Source organism: Pseudomonas sp. Ps21-P2 (genome assembly GCF_039672565.1).
In the GTDB taxonomy this organism is placed as follows: Bacteria; Pseudomonadota; Gammaproteobacteria; order Pseudomonadales; family Pseudomonadaceae; genus Aquipseudomonas.
The window spans coordinates 12,404-27,295 of sequence record NZ_JBDFPL010000009.1; the positions used below are offsets into that span (position 1 = coordinate 12,404).

The 14,892-nt window shown below is 62.9% G+C and carries 16 protein-coding genes; 11 read left to right on the top strand and 5 right to left on the bottom strand.

Annotated elements, in window-relative coordinates; genetic code table 11:
• Positions 1-28 precede the first annotated feature (28 nt).
• On the top strand, positions 29-1,168 hold the full coding sequence (locus tag ABEH28_RS21575; protein ID WP_346631038.1) for a glycerophosphodiester phosphodiesterase: 1,140 nt from the start codon (positions 29-31) through the stop codon (positions 1,166-1,168).
• Positions 1,169-1,408: 240 nt separating this feature from the next.
• On the opposite strand, the gene pyrF is transcribed toward ABEH28_RS21575, so the two are convergent.
• Complete coding sequence (gene pyrF / locus ABEH28_RS21580; RefSeq protein ID WP_346631148.1) at positions 1,409-2,107, bottom strand: orotidine-5'-phosphate decarboxylase; 699 nt, start codon at positions 2,105-2,107, stop codon at positions 1,409-1,411.
• A gap of 175 nt (positions 2,108-2,282) precedes the next feature.
• Between pyrF and ABEH28_RS21585 the strand changes: the two genes are divergently transcribed.
• Positions 2,283-2,450 (top strand): DUF2897 family protein, encoded by a 168-nt coding sequence (locus ABEH28_RS21585; RefSeq protein ID WP_065986232.1) that lies wholly within the window; start codon positions 2,283-2,285, stop codon positions 2,448-2,450.
• A 115-nt stretch (positions 2,451-2,565) separates the two neighbouring features.
• Here the strand turns inward: ABEH28_RS21585 and ABEH28_RS21590 are convergent, their stop codons facing one another.
• Complete coding sequence (locus tag ABEH28_RS21590) at positions 2,566-3,396, bottom strand: ABC transporter substrate-binding protein (RefSeq protein WP_192174031.1); 831 nt, start codon at positions 3,394-3,396, stop codon at positions 2,566-2,568.
• Between the two features lie 547 nt (positions 3,397-3,943).
• On the opposite strand from ABEH28_RS21590, the gene ABEH28_RS21595 reads away from it, so the two are divergent.
• Positions 3,944-4,486, top strand: coding sequence for an exonuclease domain-containing protein (locus tag ABEH28_RS21595; protein ID WP_282372406.1), 543 nt, complete (start codon positions 3,944-3,946; stop codon positions 4,484-4,486).
• A 90-nt stretch (positions 4,487-4,576) separates the two neighbouring features.
• Positions 4,577-4,864, top strand: coding sequence for a pyrimidine/purine nucleoside phosphorylase (locus tag ABEH28_RS21600; RefSeq protein ID WP_192174033.1), 288 nt, complete (start codon positions 4,577-4,579; stop codon positions 4,862-4,864).
• 21 nt (positions 4,865-4,885) lie between these two features.
• Here ABEH28_RS21600 and ABEH28_RS21605 read toward each other — a convergent pair whose 3' ends face one another.
• Entirely contained in the window at positions 4,886-6,664 is a 1,779-nt protein-coding gene (locus tag ABEH28_RS21605) for an ABC transporter transmembrane domain-containing protein (RefSeq protein ID WP_346631039.1), read from the bottom strand.
• A 172-nt stretch (positions 6,665-6,836) separates the two neighbouring features.
• On the opposite strand from ABEH28_RS21605, the gene ABEH28_RS21610 reads away from it, so the two are divergent.
• Positions 6,837-7,013 carry a PA1571 family protein gene (locus ABEH28_RS21610; protein WP_346631040.1) on the top strand — a complete coding sequence of 59 codons (177 nt, stop codon included), beginning with the start codon at positions 6,837-6,839 and terminating at the stop codon, positions 7,011-7,013.
• 54 nt (positions 7,014-7,067) lie between these two features.
• On the opposite strand, the gene pdxB is transcribed toward ABEH28_RS21610, so the two are convergent.
• Positions 7,068-8,216 carry a 4-phosphoerythronate dehydrogenase PdxB gene (gene pdxB, locus ABEH28_RS21615; protein ID WP_346631041.1) on the bottom strand — a complete coding sequence of 383 codons (1,149 nt, stop codon included), beginning with the start codon at positions 8,214-8,216 and terminating at the stop codon, positions 7,068-7,070.
• Positions 8,217-8,304: 88 nt separating this feature from the next.
• Positions 8,305-8,559: a sulfurtransferase TusA gene (gene tusA, locus ABEH28_RS21620; RefSeq protein ID WP_282372422.1), complete on the bottom strand. Its 255-nt coding sequence runs from the start codon at positions 8,557-8,559 to the stop codon at positions 8,305-8,307.
• A 231-nt stretch (positions 8,560-8,790) separates the two neighbouring features.
• Between tusA and ABEH28_RS21625 the strand changes: the two genes are divergently transcribed.
• The 6 genes from ABEH28_RS21625 to ABEH28_RS21650 are packed head-to-tail and all read left to right on the top strand — an operon-like array spanning position 8,791 to position 14,875.
• Complete coding sequence (locus ABEH28_RS21625) at positions 8,791-11,733, top strand: monovalent cation/H+ antiporter subunit A (RefSeq protein ID WP_346631042.1); 2,943 nt, start codon at positions 8,791-8,793, stop codon at positions 11,731-11,733.
• Complete coding sequence (locus ABEH28_RS21630; RefSeq protein ID WP_065986226.1) at positions 11,733-12,077, top strand: Na+/H+ antiporter subunit C; 345 nt, start codon at positions 11,733-11,735, stop codon at positions 12,075-12,077. The genes ABEH28_RS21625 and ABEH28_RS21630 overlap by 1 nt, the downstream gene beginning before the upstream one ends.
• The gene (locus ABEH28_RS21635; RefSeq protein ID WP_346625342.1) at positions 12,074-13,753 is read left to right on the top strand and encodes a monovalent cation/H+ antiporter subunit D; all 1,680 of its coding nucleotides are present in this window, start codon (positions 12,074-12,076) and stop codon (positions 13,751-13,753) included. The genes ABEH28_RS21630 and ABEH28_RS21635 overlap by 4 nt, the downstream gene beginning before the upstream one ends.
• Complete coding sequence (locus tag ABEH28_RS21640) at positions 13,750-14,238, top strand: Na+/H+ antiporter subunit E (protein WP_282372397.1); 489 nt, start codon at positions 13,750-13,752, stop codon at positions 14,236-14,238. The genes ABEH28_RS21635 and ABEH28_RS21640 overlap by 4 nt, the downstream gene beginning before the upstream one ends.
• Positions 14,235-14,513: a K+/H+ antiporter subunit F gene (locus ABEH28_RS21645; protein ID WP_346631043.1), complete on the top strand. Its 279-nt coding sequence runs from the start codon at positions 14,235-14,237 to the stop codon at positions 14,511-14,513. Before ABEH28_RS21640 ends, ABEH28_RS21645 begins: the two co-directional genes overlap by 4 nt.
• A complete protein-coding gene (locus ABEH28_RS21650) occupies positions 14,510-14,875 on the top strand; it encodes a Na+/H+ antiporter subunit G (RefSeq protein WP_346631044.1) in 366 nt (121 codons plus the stop codon). Before ABEH28_RS21645 ends, ABEH28_RS21650 begins: the two co-directional genes overlap by 4 nt.
• Positions 14,876-14,892 lie beyond the last annotated feature (17 nt).

The following is a 14,892-nucleotide window of genomic DNA, read 5'->3' on the forward strand; positions in this document are numbered from 1 at the left end:
GACTTGCACAAAAAGGAACATCAGAACCATGTTGAAAGGATTATCCAGAACGTTGAGAGGCGCCGCGATTGCCGGTGTGTTGTTGTCATCCGCCGTGGCCCTGGCGGCCACTGACACCGGCAAAGAACCGGGTCGGGCGCTGGCGGCGAAGATCGGCGTGCCATGGCCGGCGGTCATTGCCCATCGCGGTGCATCGTTCAATGCGCCCGAGGAGACCGTCCCGTCCTACACGCTGGCCCGCGAACTGGGTGCTGACTACCTGGAGATGGACATCCAGCGCACCAGGGATGGCGTGCTCATCGCGCTGCATGACAACACGCTGGAGCGCACCACCAATATCGCCGAGGTCTACCCGCAACGGGCCAAGGACCCGCTGAACACCTTCACGCTGGAAGAAATCAGGCGTCTGGACGCCGGCTCGTGGTTCAACAAGGCCTACCCCGATCGCGCCCGCGCCACCTACGCCGGGCTGAAGATTCTGACGCTGGACGAGGTCATCGACATCGCCGAAGGCGGCAAGAACAAACCCGGCCTGTACATCGAAACCAAGGTGCCGGCGCAGTTTCCGGGCATTGAAGAGGATTTGAAGAAGAAGCTCGATCAGCGTGGTTGGCTAAGCCAGCGTCCTGCCGCCGAGAAAGGCTATGTCAACGTCGCCCACATGCCGGGCCGCGTGGTGCTGCAGACCTTTGAAAAACCAAGCCTGGAATTGCTGCAGAAGAGCATGCCCGATACGCCGAAAGTCCTGCTGCTGTGGCTGGGTGATGGCTCCATCGAAACGGCGTCGGGCAAGACCTTCAAGGACTCAGGGGCCAAGGACAAGGCCAGCTTCTACGCCAGCCAGCAGGTGAAATCGAAAGAGGAATTTGCCGCCTGGATGGACTGGGCCAAAGCCCACGGCGCGGTGGGGACCGGGCCATCGGCAGCGCTGAAGAACGGCGGGGACCAGAGCTACAGTGATCTGGTGCAGCCGTGGATGAACAAGATGGCCCATGATCGCGGGATGATCGTTCACCCGTACACCGTGGATGACGCCGTGGATTTCAAGGCGATCAGCGAACAAGGCGTGGACGGGTTCTTCACCAACCGGGCTTCGGAACTGCTGAAGTTCTACGGCCGACCATCGAAGGAAAGCATGGACTCAATCCTGAAACGCAACGGTTTTTGAGCCAGAGACCGCAGCGTGATGTGTAAAGCGCGCGGCTGTGGGAGTGACCGTCTTCAATTCCCGGCCGCGCGGCGTCTGCGCGATGGTGCTCTCATAAGACTTGACGCTGTTGCCGATATTCACGCCGATCAAAACTGTGGGAGTGAGCTTGCTCGCGAAGAGTCCGGTATGGGCGCTAACTATTCAGCGGCCGAAATACCGCCTTCGCGAGCAAGCTCGCTCCCACAAGGCTCGACGTTCTTACGCCAGCTCTGCAACCACCGCCGCCAACGCTTTCGCCGGATCGGCCGCCTGGCTGATCGGGCGGCCGATGACCAGGTAATCAGAACCCGCATCCAGCGCCTGACGCGGCGTCAGAATGCGACGCTGATCGTCCACTGCGCTGCCGGCCGGACGAATGCCCGGGGTCACCAGTTGCAGTGACGGGTGCGCCGCTTTCAGCGCCTGGGCTTCCAGCGCGGAACACACCAGACCGTCCATCCCGGCTTTCTCAGCCAGCGCCGCCAACCGCAGGACTTGCTCCTGGGGCTCGATGTCCAGACCGATCCCGGCCAGATCCTCGCGCTCCATGCTGGTCAGCACGGTCACGCCGATCAACAGCGGCTTGGGGCCGGTGCGCTGATCCAGCACGTCACGGCAAGCCGCCATCATGCGCAGGCCGCCGGAGCAGTGCACATTGACCATCCACACGCCCATTTCAGCGGCGGCCTTGACCGCCATCGCCGTGGTGTTGGGAATGTCATGGAATTTGAGGTCCAGGAACACTTCGAAGCCCTTGGCGTTGAGGGTTTCGACGATGTCCGATGCGCAGCTGGTGAACAGCTCCTTGCCCACTTTGACCCGGCACAGCGTAGGGTCCAGCTGATCAGCCAGATTCAACGCGGCTTCGCGGGTCGGGAAATCCAGGGCGACGATGATGGGGGTCTGGCAGGCGGACATGAGCGGGTTCTCTGGCAAGTCGAAATCGGCGCGCATTGTAGCCGAACATCCCGCAGGGCGGGACCCGGCAATCGGTAAATGCCTGCCCGACCCGCGCCAGGCGTCGTGCATCTCCTACAATTGAACCACTGGACAGCGCCGCTGCTCCAAGCCTTATCACAAGAAGGAGAGCGTTATGCCCTGGTATGCCTGGTTAATTCTAGTCGTTGCAATCGGCTCGATCGTCGGCGGTCTGCTGATGCTCAAGGATTCAGCGAAGAAACTGCCCCTGACCGATGAACAACTCAAGCGCGTCCACGAGCGCAATGCCGAGATGGACGCAAAAGAAGCGCGAGACCGCTGAACCACCCTGCCCACCAATGCTGCTGAAGCACGTTGCGGGAGCGCGTTTTCAGCGCTCCCACATCGCACCAACCTTATCACCCGCTGCGCGTTCCGGCAGGTAATAGGTGCCTTCGTCAGTCGCTCTTCGCACCTTCGCCCTGGGCCACCGCGTGGTGAGTGGCCTGCGGCGTCACAGCGATGCGAAACGGCTGAAAGATCTTGAACATCTCCCCGTTCTCTCGGAGTTTCTTCAGCAGTTCGCTGAAGCGTTCGCCGCTGATGGGTGCGTCCGGGCGCAACAACGCGTAGTGCCGATACACCTGATCCACGCGGTCCGACACCAGAAACTGATCGGCGTCCTGCGGGTTGTTCGACATGAACGTGCTCAGGTAGGAGCGCGTTACCAGTGCAATGTCCGCGCGGTCACGCAGCACCATCAACAGGTTGCTGTCGTGGGAATAGGTCAGCGTGGCGTTGTAATTGTCGGCAAGAAATTTAGGGTCGGCGTCGAAACCCGCGAACGCATAGTGATAGCCGCTGAACAGTGCAAGGCGCTTGCCGTGCAACTCCTCGAAATACGTCTGGGTCCTGCCCTGCAAGCGGTGCGCCACGAAAACCTCGGCGTCTTCCAGCCCCATGTCGACATCTTCGTGGGGAATGCCTTTCCAGCCCCAGTCGGGGTTTTCGAAAATGGCCATGTCAAAGCGCGCCTGCTGGAAATCGCGAAACCGGCGCGGGATGGACGTGGGCACCGCTTCAAAGCGGTAGTCGTTCTGCATCGCGTTCAGTGCGCTGATCATCTGCGGCAAGAGCCCGGTGTCTTCACCGCGCTCGGGGCGGATCGTGTACGGCGGGAAATGCGCCGCGCCAATTCGCACGATCTGGGTCGCACCGGCCTGCCAGGCCCACAGCGTTGTGGTCGTGAACAGCAGGGTTTTAAAAGCCATCCGCATCGGCGTGGACATCAAGACAAGGACCTCAGGCGAAACGGAGTACGTAAGCTATGCGTTCGCGATCAATTAGACAACGGTCAAACGGAAGCTAAATCGCCTCTGTCGTTCCAACTCTCGCCCTCCTTGCGCCTTGCTGCCCCCTTTCCCTTTTGGCCCACATCCCGGCTGAGTGCGCGCGATGTCTTTGCAGGGCCGGCTTTAGCCGGGAAGAACCCCGACTGAGTGCCACCCGCTTTGTGGGGTGTCGCCCGACGCTTTCCCGGCTAAAGCCGGTCCCACCATAAAGCGCTGAAGCTGTCCTTGTCCTTTGCGTTATCGACCGCGCTGCGCTTTATATGAGGAGCGGGTCCGCATGCAATTTATGCCGAGGCGCGTCAGCCAGGCAAGGGCTGTCCCGGCCATTTGCCAGTCAGGCGCTACAAAAGAAGAGGGCACTGCAAACCTTCCCGCCTGCCGCGAGTCCCAATCATGGATCATCCGCGCCGGGCAATTGGACGTGACGGCCGTGATGTGGCTACGCTCCATGGCGCTGCCGCAGGTTATGAAACAGGAGTTCGAGATGCCCTACTGGCTGGTGATAGACCTGGAGGCCACCACTGAAGAGGGCGGATGGCCGGTGGCGGAAATGGAAATCATTGAAATCGGTGCGTCGCTGGTCAATCAGGACGGGCGCGAAATCGACCATTTCGAACGCTTCGTGCGGCCCGTGCGCCGACCGTTGCTCACGCCCTTCTGCCGGGAGCTGACGCACATCCAGCAGAGCTTTATCGACAGTGCCTTGACGCTGCCGGCGGTATGGCCACAGTTTGAACGCTGGATCGCTCAACACCGCGAGCGACTGGTCGCCTGGTCCAGTTGGGGCGATTACGATCGGCAGCAGCTGCAACAGGACTGGCGCCAGCACCAACTGACCAGCGAACTCGCCACCCTGCCCCACATCAACCTGAAACAACGCTTCGCCAAAGCCCGTCACCTGCAAAAACCCTGCGGCCTGAACACTGCGCTGCAACTGGCGGGAATGCATTTCAACGGCCAGCAACACCGGGCACTGTCGGACGCGCGCAATACCGCACGTTTGTTACCGCTGGTGATTCCCGGCTGAAGCGTGACGCATCTCTCAAAGCGGATGACGGCCTTTTGTACGTTCGGCATACTGTCCGGCCTTTTCCAGCCCTTCCCAAGGAGATCAGCCATGTTCAAGGTCAACGAGTATTTCGACGGTACCGTCAAATCCATCGCCTTCAAGCAAGCAGCAGGCGACGCGACCATCGGCGTCATGGCTTCCGGAAAATACAACTTCGGCACCAGCGACCGCGAAATCATGCATGTGATCTCGGGCTCCCTGAAAGTGCTGCTACCGGGCGCCAATGACTGGGAAACCTTCAACGCCGGTGAGAGTTTCAAAATCCCGGCCAACGTCAAATTCGATGTCGAAGCGACCGAAGAAACCGCCTACCTCTGCGAATACCGCAAAGACTGATGCGCAGATTCAGGTCGGCACTCAGCCGACCTGCTCCACCCCGGCATTGAACTGCAAGGCCGCCAGCCGCGCGTACAGCGGGTTGCTGGCAATCAGCTCGCGGTGGGTTCCTACCGCGACCAGTTTCCCCTGATCCATGACCGCAATCCGGTCTGCGTTCTGCACCGTCGCCAGTCGGTGGGCGATCACCAGGGTCGTGCGACCCTTCATCAACGTCGGCAATGCCTGCTGAATCAGATACTCACTCTGGGCATCCAGCGCGCTGGTGGCTTCGTCGAGCAACAGAATCGGCGCATCGGCCAGCAAAGCTCGCGCGATGGCCAGCCGCTGACGCTGTCCGCCCGACAAGCCCATGCCGCCGTCGCCCAAGTGGGTTTGATAGCCTTGGGGCAGCAGCTGAATGAATTCATGGGCATGGGCAATCCGCGCCGCCGCCTCCACTTGCTCGACGCTGGCCGCCGGGTTGCCGTAGCGAATGTTGTCCTCCACCGAGCCGAAAAACAGCGCAGGGGTTTGCGACACCCAGGCGAAGCAGCGGCGCAAGTCCAGCGGGTCCAGGCGTTCGGCGGGGATGCCTTCGATCAGCACGCGTCCCTGCTTCGGGTCGTAAAAACGCAGCAGCAGGTCGAACAGCGTCGACTTGCCCGCACCGGAAGGCCCGACCAGCGCCAGGGTTTCACCCGCTTCGACGGTCAGGCTCAAGCCGTCCAAAGCATTGCGCTCCGGGCGTGAGGGGTAGGCGAAACTCAGGTTTTCCAGCGCCAGGCGACCGCTGATGCGTGCGGGCAGCGTGAGCCGATCACTGGCAGGCGCAGTGATTTCGCTGCGCGCCTGCAGTAATTCGGTGATGCGCTCTGCCGCGCCCGCTGCCCGTTGCATCTCACCGATGACCTCGCTGAGGGTGCCGAATGCGCTGCCGACGATCAGGCTGTAGAACACGAACGCCGCCAGCTCGCCGCCGGAGATGCGCCCAGCAATCACGTCCATGCCGCCGACCCAGAGCATCACGCCGACCGCGCCCAGCACCAGCACGATCACCAGGGTGATCAGCCACGAGCGCTGCAGAATCCGCTTGCGTGCCGTCTCGAAGGCGCCTTCGGCGGTCTGCGCGAAACGCTGCCGATCCTGCTCCTGATGGTTGTAGGCCTGAACGGTTTTGATCTGCCCCAGGGCCTCGGACACGTAGCTGCCGACATCCGCCACGCGGTCCTGACTCTCCCGCGACAGACTGCGCACACGGCGCCCGAAAATGAGGATCGGCGCGATCACCAGGGGCAACGCCACGACCACAATGCTGGTGAGCTTTGGGTTGGTGAAGAACAGCAGGATAATCCCGCCGATGACCATCAGCGCGTTGCGCAGGAACATCGACAGCGACGAGCCGATCACCGATTGCAGCAGCGTGGTGTCGGCGGTCAGGCGCGACTGGATTTCCGAGCTGCGGTTGTTCTCGTAGAAACCGGGGTGCAGGCTGACGAGATGGTCGAACACCTGCTTGCGCAGATCGGCGACCACCCGTTCGCCGATCCAGGAAACCAGATAGAAGCGGGCAAAGGTGCCGATGGCGAGGGCGACCACCAGCCCCATGAACAGGCCAATGGTTTCGTTGAGCAGCGTCGGCGAACGGGTCATGAAACCCTGATCGACCATCAGCCGGATGCCCTGCCCCATCGACAGGGTGATGGCGGCGGTGACCACCAGCGCGAGCAACGCACCGATGGCTTGCTTGCGGTACGGCGCGATCATGCGCAGGGCCAGACGAATGGCATGCCGCTGACGGCCGGAAAAGACTGAAGCCATGGAGGACACCCGGAAGACGAATCAGCCGCAGAGCCTACACCTCCCTCCCCGCGCACGCTCGTCAGCTTTCGCTGAACTCCGCGGGCCGTCGCCAGTCAAGGAATGCTGTCACGGCGCAGTCATGCCGGCGTGATTACTATCGACGCGCACTTACCTGATGAGGAGACAGGCCATGAGCTTGCAAAGCAGCAGCAATCAAGAACCCGTGTTCCGCCCTCAACCCGAGCTGCAGCTGGGCGGCGCGATTCTCGACGGAAACGGCCAGGAAATCCTGATCACTGAAGAAATGGTTCAGGCGGCCTGTCAGGAATGCGAGAAGTACTGGGTACAGCCCGAAAAACAAGACTGATGTGCAGATTTGATTCCAACCCGGCCACGGCGCCGGGTTTTTTATGGGCGCCTATCAGTCACCCACAACCGTCGCACCCAAGGCCTCGACGATCTGACGCAAGGCCGCCGACTCGCCGTTGATGCGCACCTGCAGGCTGTCGATTTCCCGGCGGGGCGGGTAATGCTTGCGCAAGGCGTCGAAGGCAAGGCGTTGGCTACTGGCATCGCCCACCAGACTGCGGCGGAAATCCGCGTCGTCGCGGCGAGGATCGTAAACGCCCCGACACAGCGCGTTCAGTGCCCAGACCGGATCGGTGGCAGCGTCCAGCGTGACTTGCGCCAGCCAGGGCTTGGGCAGCAGGTCTTCAAGACGGATGCTCGCCGGCTGGTCAAGGTGCGCACACAGGGCGTGATAGATCTGCGCCGTGCCGCGCTGCCGGCCGTCGAGGCTGTAGCCAGCGATGTGCGGGGTGCCGATGACGCACAGCTCGGCAAGTTCGACGTCGACCGCCGGTTCTTTCTCCCAGACGTCCAGCACCGCTTGCAGGTCTTCACGTTCCAGCAGCACCTGGCGGAGGGAGACGTTATCGACCACCGGGCCGCGCGCTGCGTTGATCAGCCAGGCGCCCGGCTTGAGCTGCTGCAGCCGGGCGCGGTCGAACAGGTGCCAGGTGGGCGTGTTGCCGGTTTTATCCAGCGGCGTGTGCAGGCTGATCACATCGCAGCGGGCGATGATCTCGTCGAGGCTGACGTAATCGCCGCCTTCGCTGGCCTGACGCGGCGGGTCGCAGACCAGAACATTCCAGCCCAGGCCGCGCAAAACCTTGATCAAGCGGCCGCCGACCTGCCCCGCCCCGACCACGCCGTAAGTGCGGCTGGCAAGCTCGACGCCTTCGATTTCCGCCAGGGTGAGCAGGCTGCCCAGCACGTAGTCCACCACGCCACGGGCGTTGCAGCCCGGGGCGCTGGACCATTGAATGCCGGCTTCCTTGAAGTAATCGAGGTCGAGGTGATCGGTACCGATGGTGCAGGTGCCGACAAAGCGCACCGGCGTGCCTTCGAGCAAGGCGCGGTCAACGCGGGTCACCGAGCGCACCAGCAAAATATCGGCGTCGGCGACGGCAGCGCGGTCGAGCGTGCGGCCCGGATAACGCTGGATGTCACCGATGCCTGCGAAGAAGGCGTCGAGCAGGGGAATGTTTTCGTCGGCAACTATGCGCATGTCAGGGCTCCTGGAGTGGCCGCAGTGTAGGCGCCAGCGCCCTGCCGAGCCAGCGCGATGCGAAAAGCGTCATCCGGTACGCAGCCAATCAGTCGAGCTTCTTGCGGATCCAGTAGAGGAACTCGCCGTCGCCTGCCTGTTTGTCCACCAGCTCGTGGCCGAGGAAGACACAGAATTTGGGGATATCACGCTGGGTGGACGGATCGGTGGCGATCACCTTGAGCAAGCCGCCGGGGGGCAAGTCACGCACCTTCTGGTGCAGCATCATGACCGGCTCGGGGCAGTTGAGGCCGGTGGCGTCGAGCACGGCATCGACGGCGGGGCTTTCAATGGAATCAGACATGGGGGCAATGGAATCAGACATGGGGGCGCTCCGGAAACAGGCCGGCATTGTCGCTTAATTGATGAGGCACGCCAAATCAGGCGGTCGCATGTGCGGTGCAATCCTGCCTGTCAATAGCCATGGACTACGCTGCTGCCTACAAACTTTGTAGGATTCTGCGACATCTTGGCGTTTGGTCATCCCGAACCCTGCACGTATGATCCTTGACATTTCTCCGCAGATTAGAAGCCTATGTCCCTGATAGTTCTACTGCTTCTGCCCTTCGTCGGCAGCTGTCTGGCGGCGCTTTTGCCGCACAACGCACGCAACAGTGAATCCATCCTCGCCGGCCTGATCGCCTTGATCGGCGCGGTGCAGGTGGCATTGTGGTATCCACAGATCGCCCACGGCGGGGTCATCAGAGAAGAGTTTTTCTGGCTGCCCAGCCTGGGGCTGAATTTCGTCCTGCGTCTGGACGGCTTTGCCTGGCTGTTCTCGATGCTGGTGCTGGGGATCGGCGCCCTGGTGTCGCTGTATGCGCGTTATTACATGTCGCCGGACGACCCGGTGCCGCGTTTTTTCTCATTCTTTCTGGCGTTCATGGGCGCCATGCTCGGGCTGGTCATGTCCGGCAACCTCATTCAGATCGTGTTCTTCTGGGAGCTGACCAGCGTCTTCTCGTTCCTGCTGATCGGCTACTGGCACCACCGCGCCGACGCCCGGCGCGGCGCTTACATGGCGCTGATGGTCACCGGCGCCGGCGGCCTCGCGCTGCTGGTGGGGATGATGCTGCTCGGGCACGTCGTCGGCAGTTATGACCTGGATCGCGTGCTGGCCTCGGGCGATGCGATTCGCGCCCACGCCCTGTACCCGGTGCTGCTGACGCTGATTCTGATCGGCGCGCTGAGCAAGAGCGCGCAATTCCCTTTCCATTTCTGGCTGCCCCACGCCATGGCGGCACCGACGCCGGTGTCGGCGTATCTGCACTCGGCGACCATGGTCAAGGCCGGCGTGTTCCTCCTGGCGCGCCTGTGGCCGTCGCTCTCGGGCAGCGAACAGTGGTTCTGGATCGTCAGCGGCGCAGGGGCCGCCACGCTGGTGATCGGCGCTTATTCGGCCATGTTTCAAAACGACCTCAAGGGCCTGCTGGCCTATTCCACCATCAGTCACCTGGGGCTGATCACCCTGCTGCTGGGCCTGAACAGCCCGCTGGCCGCCGTCGCGGCGGTGTTTCACATCCTCAACCACGCCACGTTCAAGGCGTCGCTGTTCATGGCGGCGGGGATCATCGACCACGAAAGCGGCACCCGCGACATCCGCAAGCTCAGCGGGCTGATCAAGCTGATGCCCTACACCGCGACGCTGGCGATGGTCGCCAGCGCGTCAATGGCCGGGGTGCCGCTGCTGAACGGCTTCCTGTCCAAGGAAATGTTCTTCGCGGAAACGGTGTTCATCACCTCGACCGACTGGGTCGAGATCGCCCTGCCGGTGATCGCCACGATCGCCGGGATTTTCAGCGTGGCCTATTCCCTGCGCTTCACCGTCGATGTGTTCTTCGGCCCGAAAGCCACGCGCCTGCCCCACACGCCCCACGAGCCACCGCGCTGGATGCGCCTGCCGGTGGAATTGCTGGTGCTGGCCTGCCTGATCGTCGGCATTTTTCCCACGCACTCCGTCGGCCCGTTGCTGGCCGCCGCAGCGCAGCCAGTGGTCGGGGGGGAATTGCCCGAATACAGCCTGGCGATCTGGCACGGGCTGAACGCGCCGATGATCATGAGCCTGATCGCCATGGCCGGCGGTATCGTTCTGTACCTGCTGCTGCGCGGGCCGATCAAGCGCAAGCAGGTGAACGGGCCGCCGCTGATCTGGCGCCTGAACGGCAAGCGCATGTTCGAGCGCGTGCTGGTGCTGAAGATGCGCGGCGCCCGCCGACTGGTGGGGCTGTTGACCACGCGTCGCTTGCAGGCGCAGCTGTTTCTGATGGTGCTGGCCGCGCTGGTCGCCGGCTTTGTGCCGATGTACGAGAGCGGGCTGAGCTGGGGCGATCGACCGAAGATTCCGGGCTCCGGGGTATTCGTGATGCTCTGGCTGATTGCGATTGCCTGCGCCATCGGCGCTGCGTGGCAAGCCAAATATCATCGTCTGGCGGCCGTGACCATGGTCAGCGTCTGCGGATTGATGACCTGCGTGACCTTCGTCTGGTTTTCCGCGCCGGACCTGGCACTGACCCAACTGGCGGTGGAAGTCGTCACCACGGTGTTGATCCTGCTGGGCCTGCGCTGGCTGCCGCGACGCAACGAAAACGTGCCGCCACCTTCCCAGGCGCGACGCAGGGCCAAGGTGCGGCGGATCCGCGATTTCGTCCTCGCCGTGGCGGTGGGTGGCGGCATGGCGGTGTTGTCCTACGCCATGCTGACGCGGCCGACGCCGAACGCCATTTCCGAGTTTTACCTGAGCCGCGCCCTGGCCCAGGGCGGCGGCACCAATGCCGTCAACGTCATGCTCGTGGACTTCCGTGGCTTCGACACCTTTGGCGAAATCACCGTGCTGGCCGTGGTGGCGCTGACGGTCTTTGCGCTGCTGCGTCGCTTCCGCCCGCCGAAAGAAAGCATCGCCCTGCCGGCTCAACAGCGCTTGCTGGCCCGGGACGTGGTCACCGATCTGGTCAATCCGCGTCACGCTGCCGACACGGCACTGGGCTTCATGATGGTGCCGGCGGTGCTGGTGCGCCTGCTCTTGCCGGTGGCATTCGTGGTGTCGATGTACCTGTTCATGCGCGGGCACAACCAGCCCGGTGGCGGTTTCGTCGCCGGGCTGGTGATGTCGGTGGCGTTCATCCTGCAATACATGGTCGCCGGCACCCAGTGGGTCGAGGCCAACATGAGCCTGCGGCCGTTGCGCTGGATGGGCACCGGTCTGTTCTTCGCGCTGGCCACAGGGCTGGGTTCGATGGCCCTGGGTTATCCGTTCATGACCACCCACACCGCCCATGTCGACCTGCCGATACTGGGCGACCTGCACATCGCCAGCGCGCTGTTTTTCGACATCGGCGTGTACGCGGTGGTGGTCGGCTCGACCCTGCTGATCCTCACGGCGCTGGCTCACCAGTCAGTGCGCAGCCATCGCCCGACCTCGCTGCCGCAGCCCATTGAACCGGTCCCGGCCGACAGCCCGATTTCACAAGGAGCCATCTGATGGAAGAAGTCATTGCCATTGCCATCGGCGTGCTTGCCGCCTCCGGCGTGTGGCTGATCCTGCGTCCACGGACCTTTCAGGTCGTCATGGGCCTGTGCCTGCTGTCCTACGGCGTCAATCTGTTCATCTTCAGCATGGGCAGTCTGTTCATCGGCAAGGAGCCGATCATCAAGGACGGCGTGCCCCAGGATTTGCTCAATTACACCGATCCCCTGCCCCAGGCGCTGGTGCTGACGGCCATCGTCATCAGTTTCGCCATGACCGCGCTGTTTCTGGTGGTGCTGCTGGCGTCGCGCGGTCTGACCGGCAACGACCATGTCGACGGGCGGGAGCTGGGTGAATGAGTGTGATGAATCAACTGATCGTCGCCCCGATCCTGCTGCCGGTGCTGACCGCTGCGCTGATGCTGTGGCTCGGCGAGAAACACCGTCCGCTGAAAGCGCGGATCAACCTCTTCTCCACCGGGCTCGGTCTGGCCATCGCCATCACGCTGATGATGTGGGTGCAGAAAACCGGCACCACCGGTTCCATAGGTGTGTACCTGCCGGGCAACTGGGAGGCGCCATTCGGCATCGTGCTGGTGGTCGATCACCTGTCGGCGCTGATGCTGGTGCTGACCGGCATCGTCGCCTTCTGCGCCCTGCTCTTCGCCCTGGCCCGCTGGGATCGCGCGGGGGCGAGTTTTCACGCGCTGTTTCAGATTCAACTGATGGGGTTGTATGGCGCGTTTCTCACCGCCGACCTGTTCAACCTGTTCGTGTTCTTCGAAGTGCTGCTGGCGGCGTCCTACGGCCTGATGCTGCACGGCTCGGGGCGGGCTCGGGTTTCGGCGGGCCTGCATTACATCACCATCAATTTGCTGGCCTCATCGCTATTCCTGATCGGCGCGGCGTTGATCTATGGCGTGACCGGCACGCTGAACCTGGCGGATCTGGCGATAAAGATCCCTCAGGTGCCGGAGGGCGATCTGGGCCTGCTGCACGCCGGCGCGGCCATTCTGGCGGTCGCCTTTCTGGCCAAGGCCGGCATGTGGCCGCTGAATTTCTGGCTGGTGCCGGCCTATTCTGCCGCCAGCGCACCGGTGGCGGCGCTGTTCGCGATCATGACCAAAGTCGGCTTCTACACCCTGCTGCGGTTGTGGACGCTGCTGTTTTCCGGTCAGGCCGGCGCGTCGGCGTTCTTCGGCGGGGACTGGCTGATCTGGGGCGGCATGGCCACCGTCAGCGTGGCGGCGATTTCCGTGGTCGCCGCCCAGCGTCTGGAGCGCATGGCCAGTCTGAGCATTCTGGTGTCGGCGGGGATTCTGCTCTCGGCGGTCGGTTTCGCGCAGCCGAGCCTGACCGCCGGGGCGCTGTTCTATCTGGTCAGCTCAACCCTGGCGCTGAGTGCGCTGTTCCTGCTGGCGGAGTTGATCGAGCGCTCGCGCTCGGCCAATGACATCGCCCTCGACGAAGACGCCGACCAGTTGCCCAAGGCGCTGGAGTCGTTGCACCCAGTGCCCGGGACCAATCTGGATGACGAGCAGAAAGCCGTGGTCGGCCATGTCATCCCCTGGACCATGGCGTTTCTGGGCTTGAGTTTCATTGCCTGCGCGCTGTTGATTATCGGCATGCCGCCGCTGTCAGGCTTTCTTGGCAAGCTGACGCTGATCAGCGCCCTGCTCAATCCGCTGGGCCTTGATGTGGCGAAGGCCGAAGCCATTCGAGCTGACAGCTGGACGCTGGTGGCGCTGTTGATTATTTCCGGGCTGACGTCGCTGTTTGCCTTCGTGCGTGTCGGCATCAAGCGCTTCTGGACGCCCCAGGAACATGCGGCGCCCCTGCTGCGGCTCAACGAATGCCTGCCGATCGCCTTGCTGGTGGGCTGCGCCATCGTGCTGACGTTCAAGGCCCAGGCGCTGTTGCATTACACCCAGGACACCGCCCAGGCGCTGCATGACCCGCAGCAATACGTGCTGTCGGTCAAGGCGGCCAGGCCGGTACCGGGGCCGGCCTCGGCGACGCCGGAGGTGCAGCCATGAAGCGTCTGTTTCCAGCGCCGCTGTTGTCGCTGTCGTTGTGGGGTTTGTGGCTGTTGCTCAACCTGTCCCTGAGTCCGGGCAATCTGCTGCTGGGCGCTCTGCTCGGCTTTTTCGCGCCGTACATTTTCGCGCCGTTGCGCCCCTCACCGGCGCGGATCCGCAAACCCGGCGTCGCCCTGGGCTTGTTCCTGCTGGTGGGTCGCGATGTGGTGGTATCCAATCTGGCGGTCGCCTGGGGCGTTCTGCGCGCGGGTCGTCGTCCGCCACGCTCGGCCTTCGTCAAAGTCCCGCTGGACCTGCACGACGCCCACGGCCTCGCAGCGCTGGCGATGATCTGCACGGTGGTGCCGGGCACGGTCTGGTCCGAACTGGCGCTGGATCGCAGCGTGCTGCTGATGCATGTGTTCGATCTGGACGACGAAGCGGCCTTCATCGAGCACTTCAAAAGCACGTACGAACGGCCACTGATGGAGATTTTCCAATGAGCGCCCTGCTCACAAACGCGATCCTTTTTACGCTGTCGGTGTTCGCCATCGCCATGGTCCTGGCCCTGATTCGCCTGTTCAAAGGCCCGTCGGCGCAGGACCGGGTATTGGCGCTGGATTACCTGTACATCCTGGCGATGCTGATGATGCTGGTGCTGGGGATTCGCTACGCCAGTGATACCTACTTCGAAGCGGCGCTGCTGATCGCGCTGTTCGGCTTCGTCGGCTCATTCGCGCTGGCCAAATTTCTATTGCGCGGTGAGGTGATCGAATGAATTCGTTGCAGGTTCTGCCGTTCTGGGTCGAAATCCTGACCGCCGCGCTGCTGGTGCTGAGCAGCCTGTTCGGCCTGATCGGCGCGCTGGGTCTGCTGCGCATGAAGGACTTTTTCCAGCGCATGCACCCGCCCGCACTGGCCTCGACCCTCGGCGCGTGGTGCGTGGCGCTGGCGTCGATCGTCTACTTCTCGGCGCTGAAGGACGGTCCCGTGTTGCACGCGTGGCTGATCCCGATCCTGCTGGCCATTACCGTTCCTGTGACCACTTTGCTGCTGGCGCGCACCGGGCTGTTTCGCAAGCGCATGGCCGGTGACGACGTGCCACCCGAGGTTAGCGACGGCAGACAGCAGGGGCATTGAGCCTGGGCTGAAGGGGG

Coding starts and splice junctions, on each gene's coding strand:
- ABEH28_RS21575 (WP_346631038.1), top strand. CDS start 29: ATGTTGAAAGGATTATCCAGAACGTTGAGAGGCGCCGCGATTGCCGGT.
- pyrF (WP_346631148.1), bottom strand. CDS start 2,107: ATGTCCGCCTGCCAGACCCCCATCATCGTCGCCCTGGATTTCCCGACC.
- ABEH28_RS21585 (WP_065986232.1), top strand. CDS start 2,283: ATGCCCTGGTATGCCTGGTTAATTCTAGTCGTTGCAATCGGCTCGATC.
- ABEH28_RS21590 (WP_192174031.1), bottom strand. CDS start 3,396: ATGTCCACGCCGATGCGGATGGCTTTTAAAACCCTGCTGTTCACGACC.
- ABEH28_RS21595 (WP_282372406.1), top strand. CDS start 3,944: ATGCCCTACTGGCTGGTGATAGACCTGGAGGCCACCACTGAAGAGGGC.
- ABEH28_RS21600 (WP_192174033.1), top strand. CDS start 4,577: ATGTTCAAGGTCAACGAGTATTTCGACGGTACCGTCAAATCCATCGCC.
- ABEH28_RS21605 (WP_346631039.1), bottom strand. CDS start 6,664: ATGGCTTCAGTCTTTTCCGGCCGTCAGCGGCATGCCATTCGTCTGGCC.
- ABEH28_RS21610 (WP_346631040.1), top strand. CDS start 6,837: ATGAGCTTGCAAAGCAGCAGCAATCAAGAACCCGTGTTCCGCCCTCAA.
- pdxB (WP_346631041.1), bottom strand. CDS start 8,216: ATGCGCATAGTTGCCGACGAAAACATTCCCCTGCTCGACGCCTTCTTC.
- tusA (WP_282372422.1), bottom strand. CDS start 8,559: ATGTCTGATTCCATTGAAAGCCCCGCCGTCGATGCCGTGCTCGACGCC.
- ABEH28_RS21625 (WP_346631042.1), top strand. CDS start 8,791: ATGTCCCTGATAGTTCTACTGCTTCTGCCCTTCGTCGGCAGCTGTCTG.
- ABEH28_RS21630 (WP_065986226.1), top strand. CDS start 11,733: ATGGAAGAAGTCATTGCCATTGCCATCGGCGTGCTTGCCGCCTCCGGC.
- ABEH28_RS21635 (WP_346625342.1), top strand. CDS start 12,074: ATGAGTGTGATGAATCAACTGATCGTCGCCCCGATCCTGCTGCCGGTG.
- ABEH28_RS21640 (WP_282372397.1), top strand. CDS start 13,750: ATGAAGCGTCTGTTTCCAGCGCCGCTGTTGTCGCTGTCGTTGTGGGGT.
- ABEH28_RS21645 (WP_346631043.1), top strand. CDS start 14,235: ATGAGCGCCCTGCTCACAAACGCGATCCTTTTTACGCTGTCGGTGTTC.
- ABEH28_RS21650 (WP_346631044.1), top strand. CDS start 14,510: ATGAATTCGTTGCAGGTTCTGCCGTTCTGGGTCGAAATCCTGACCGCC.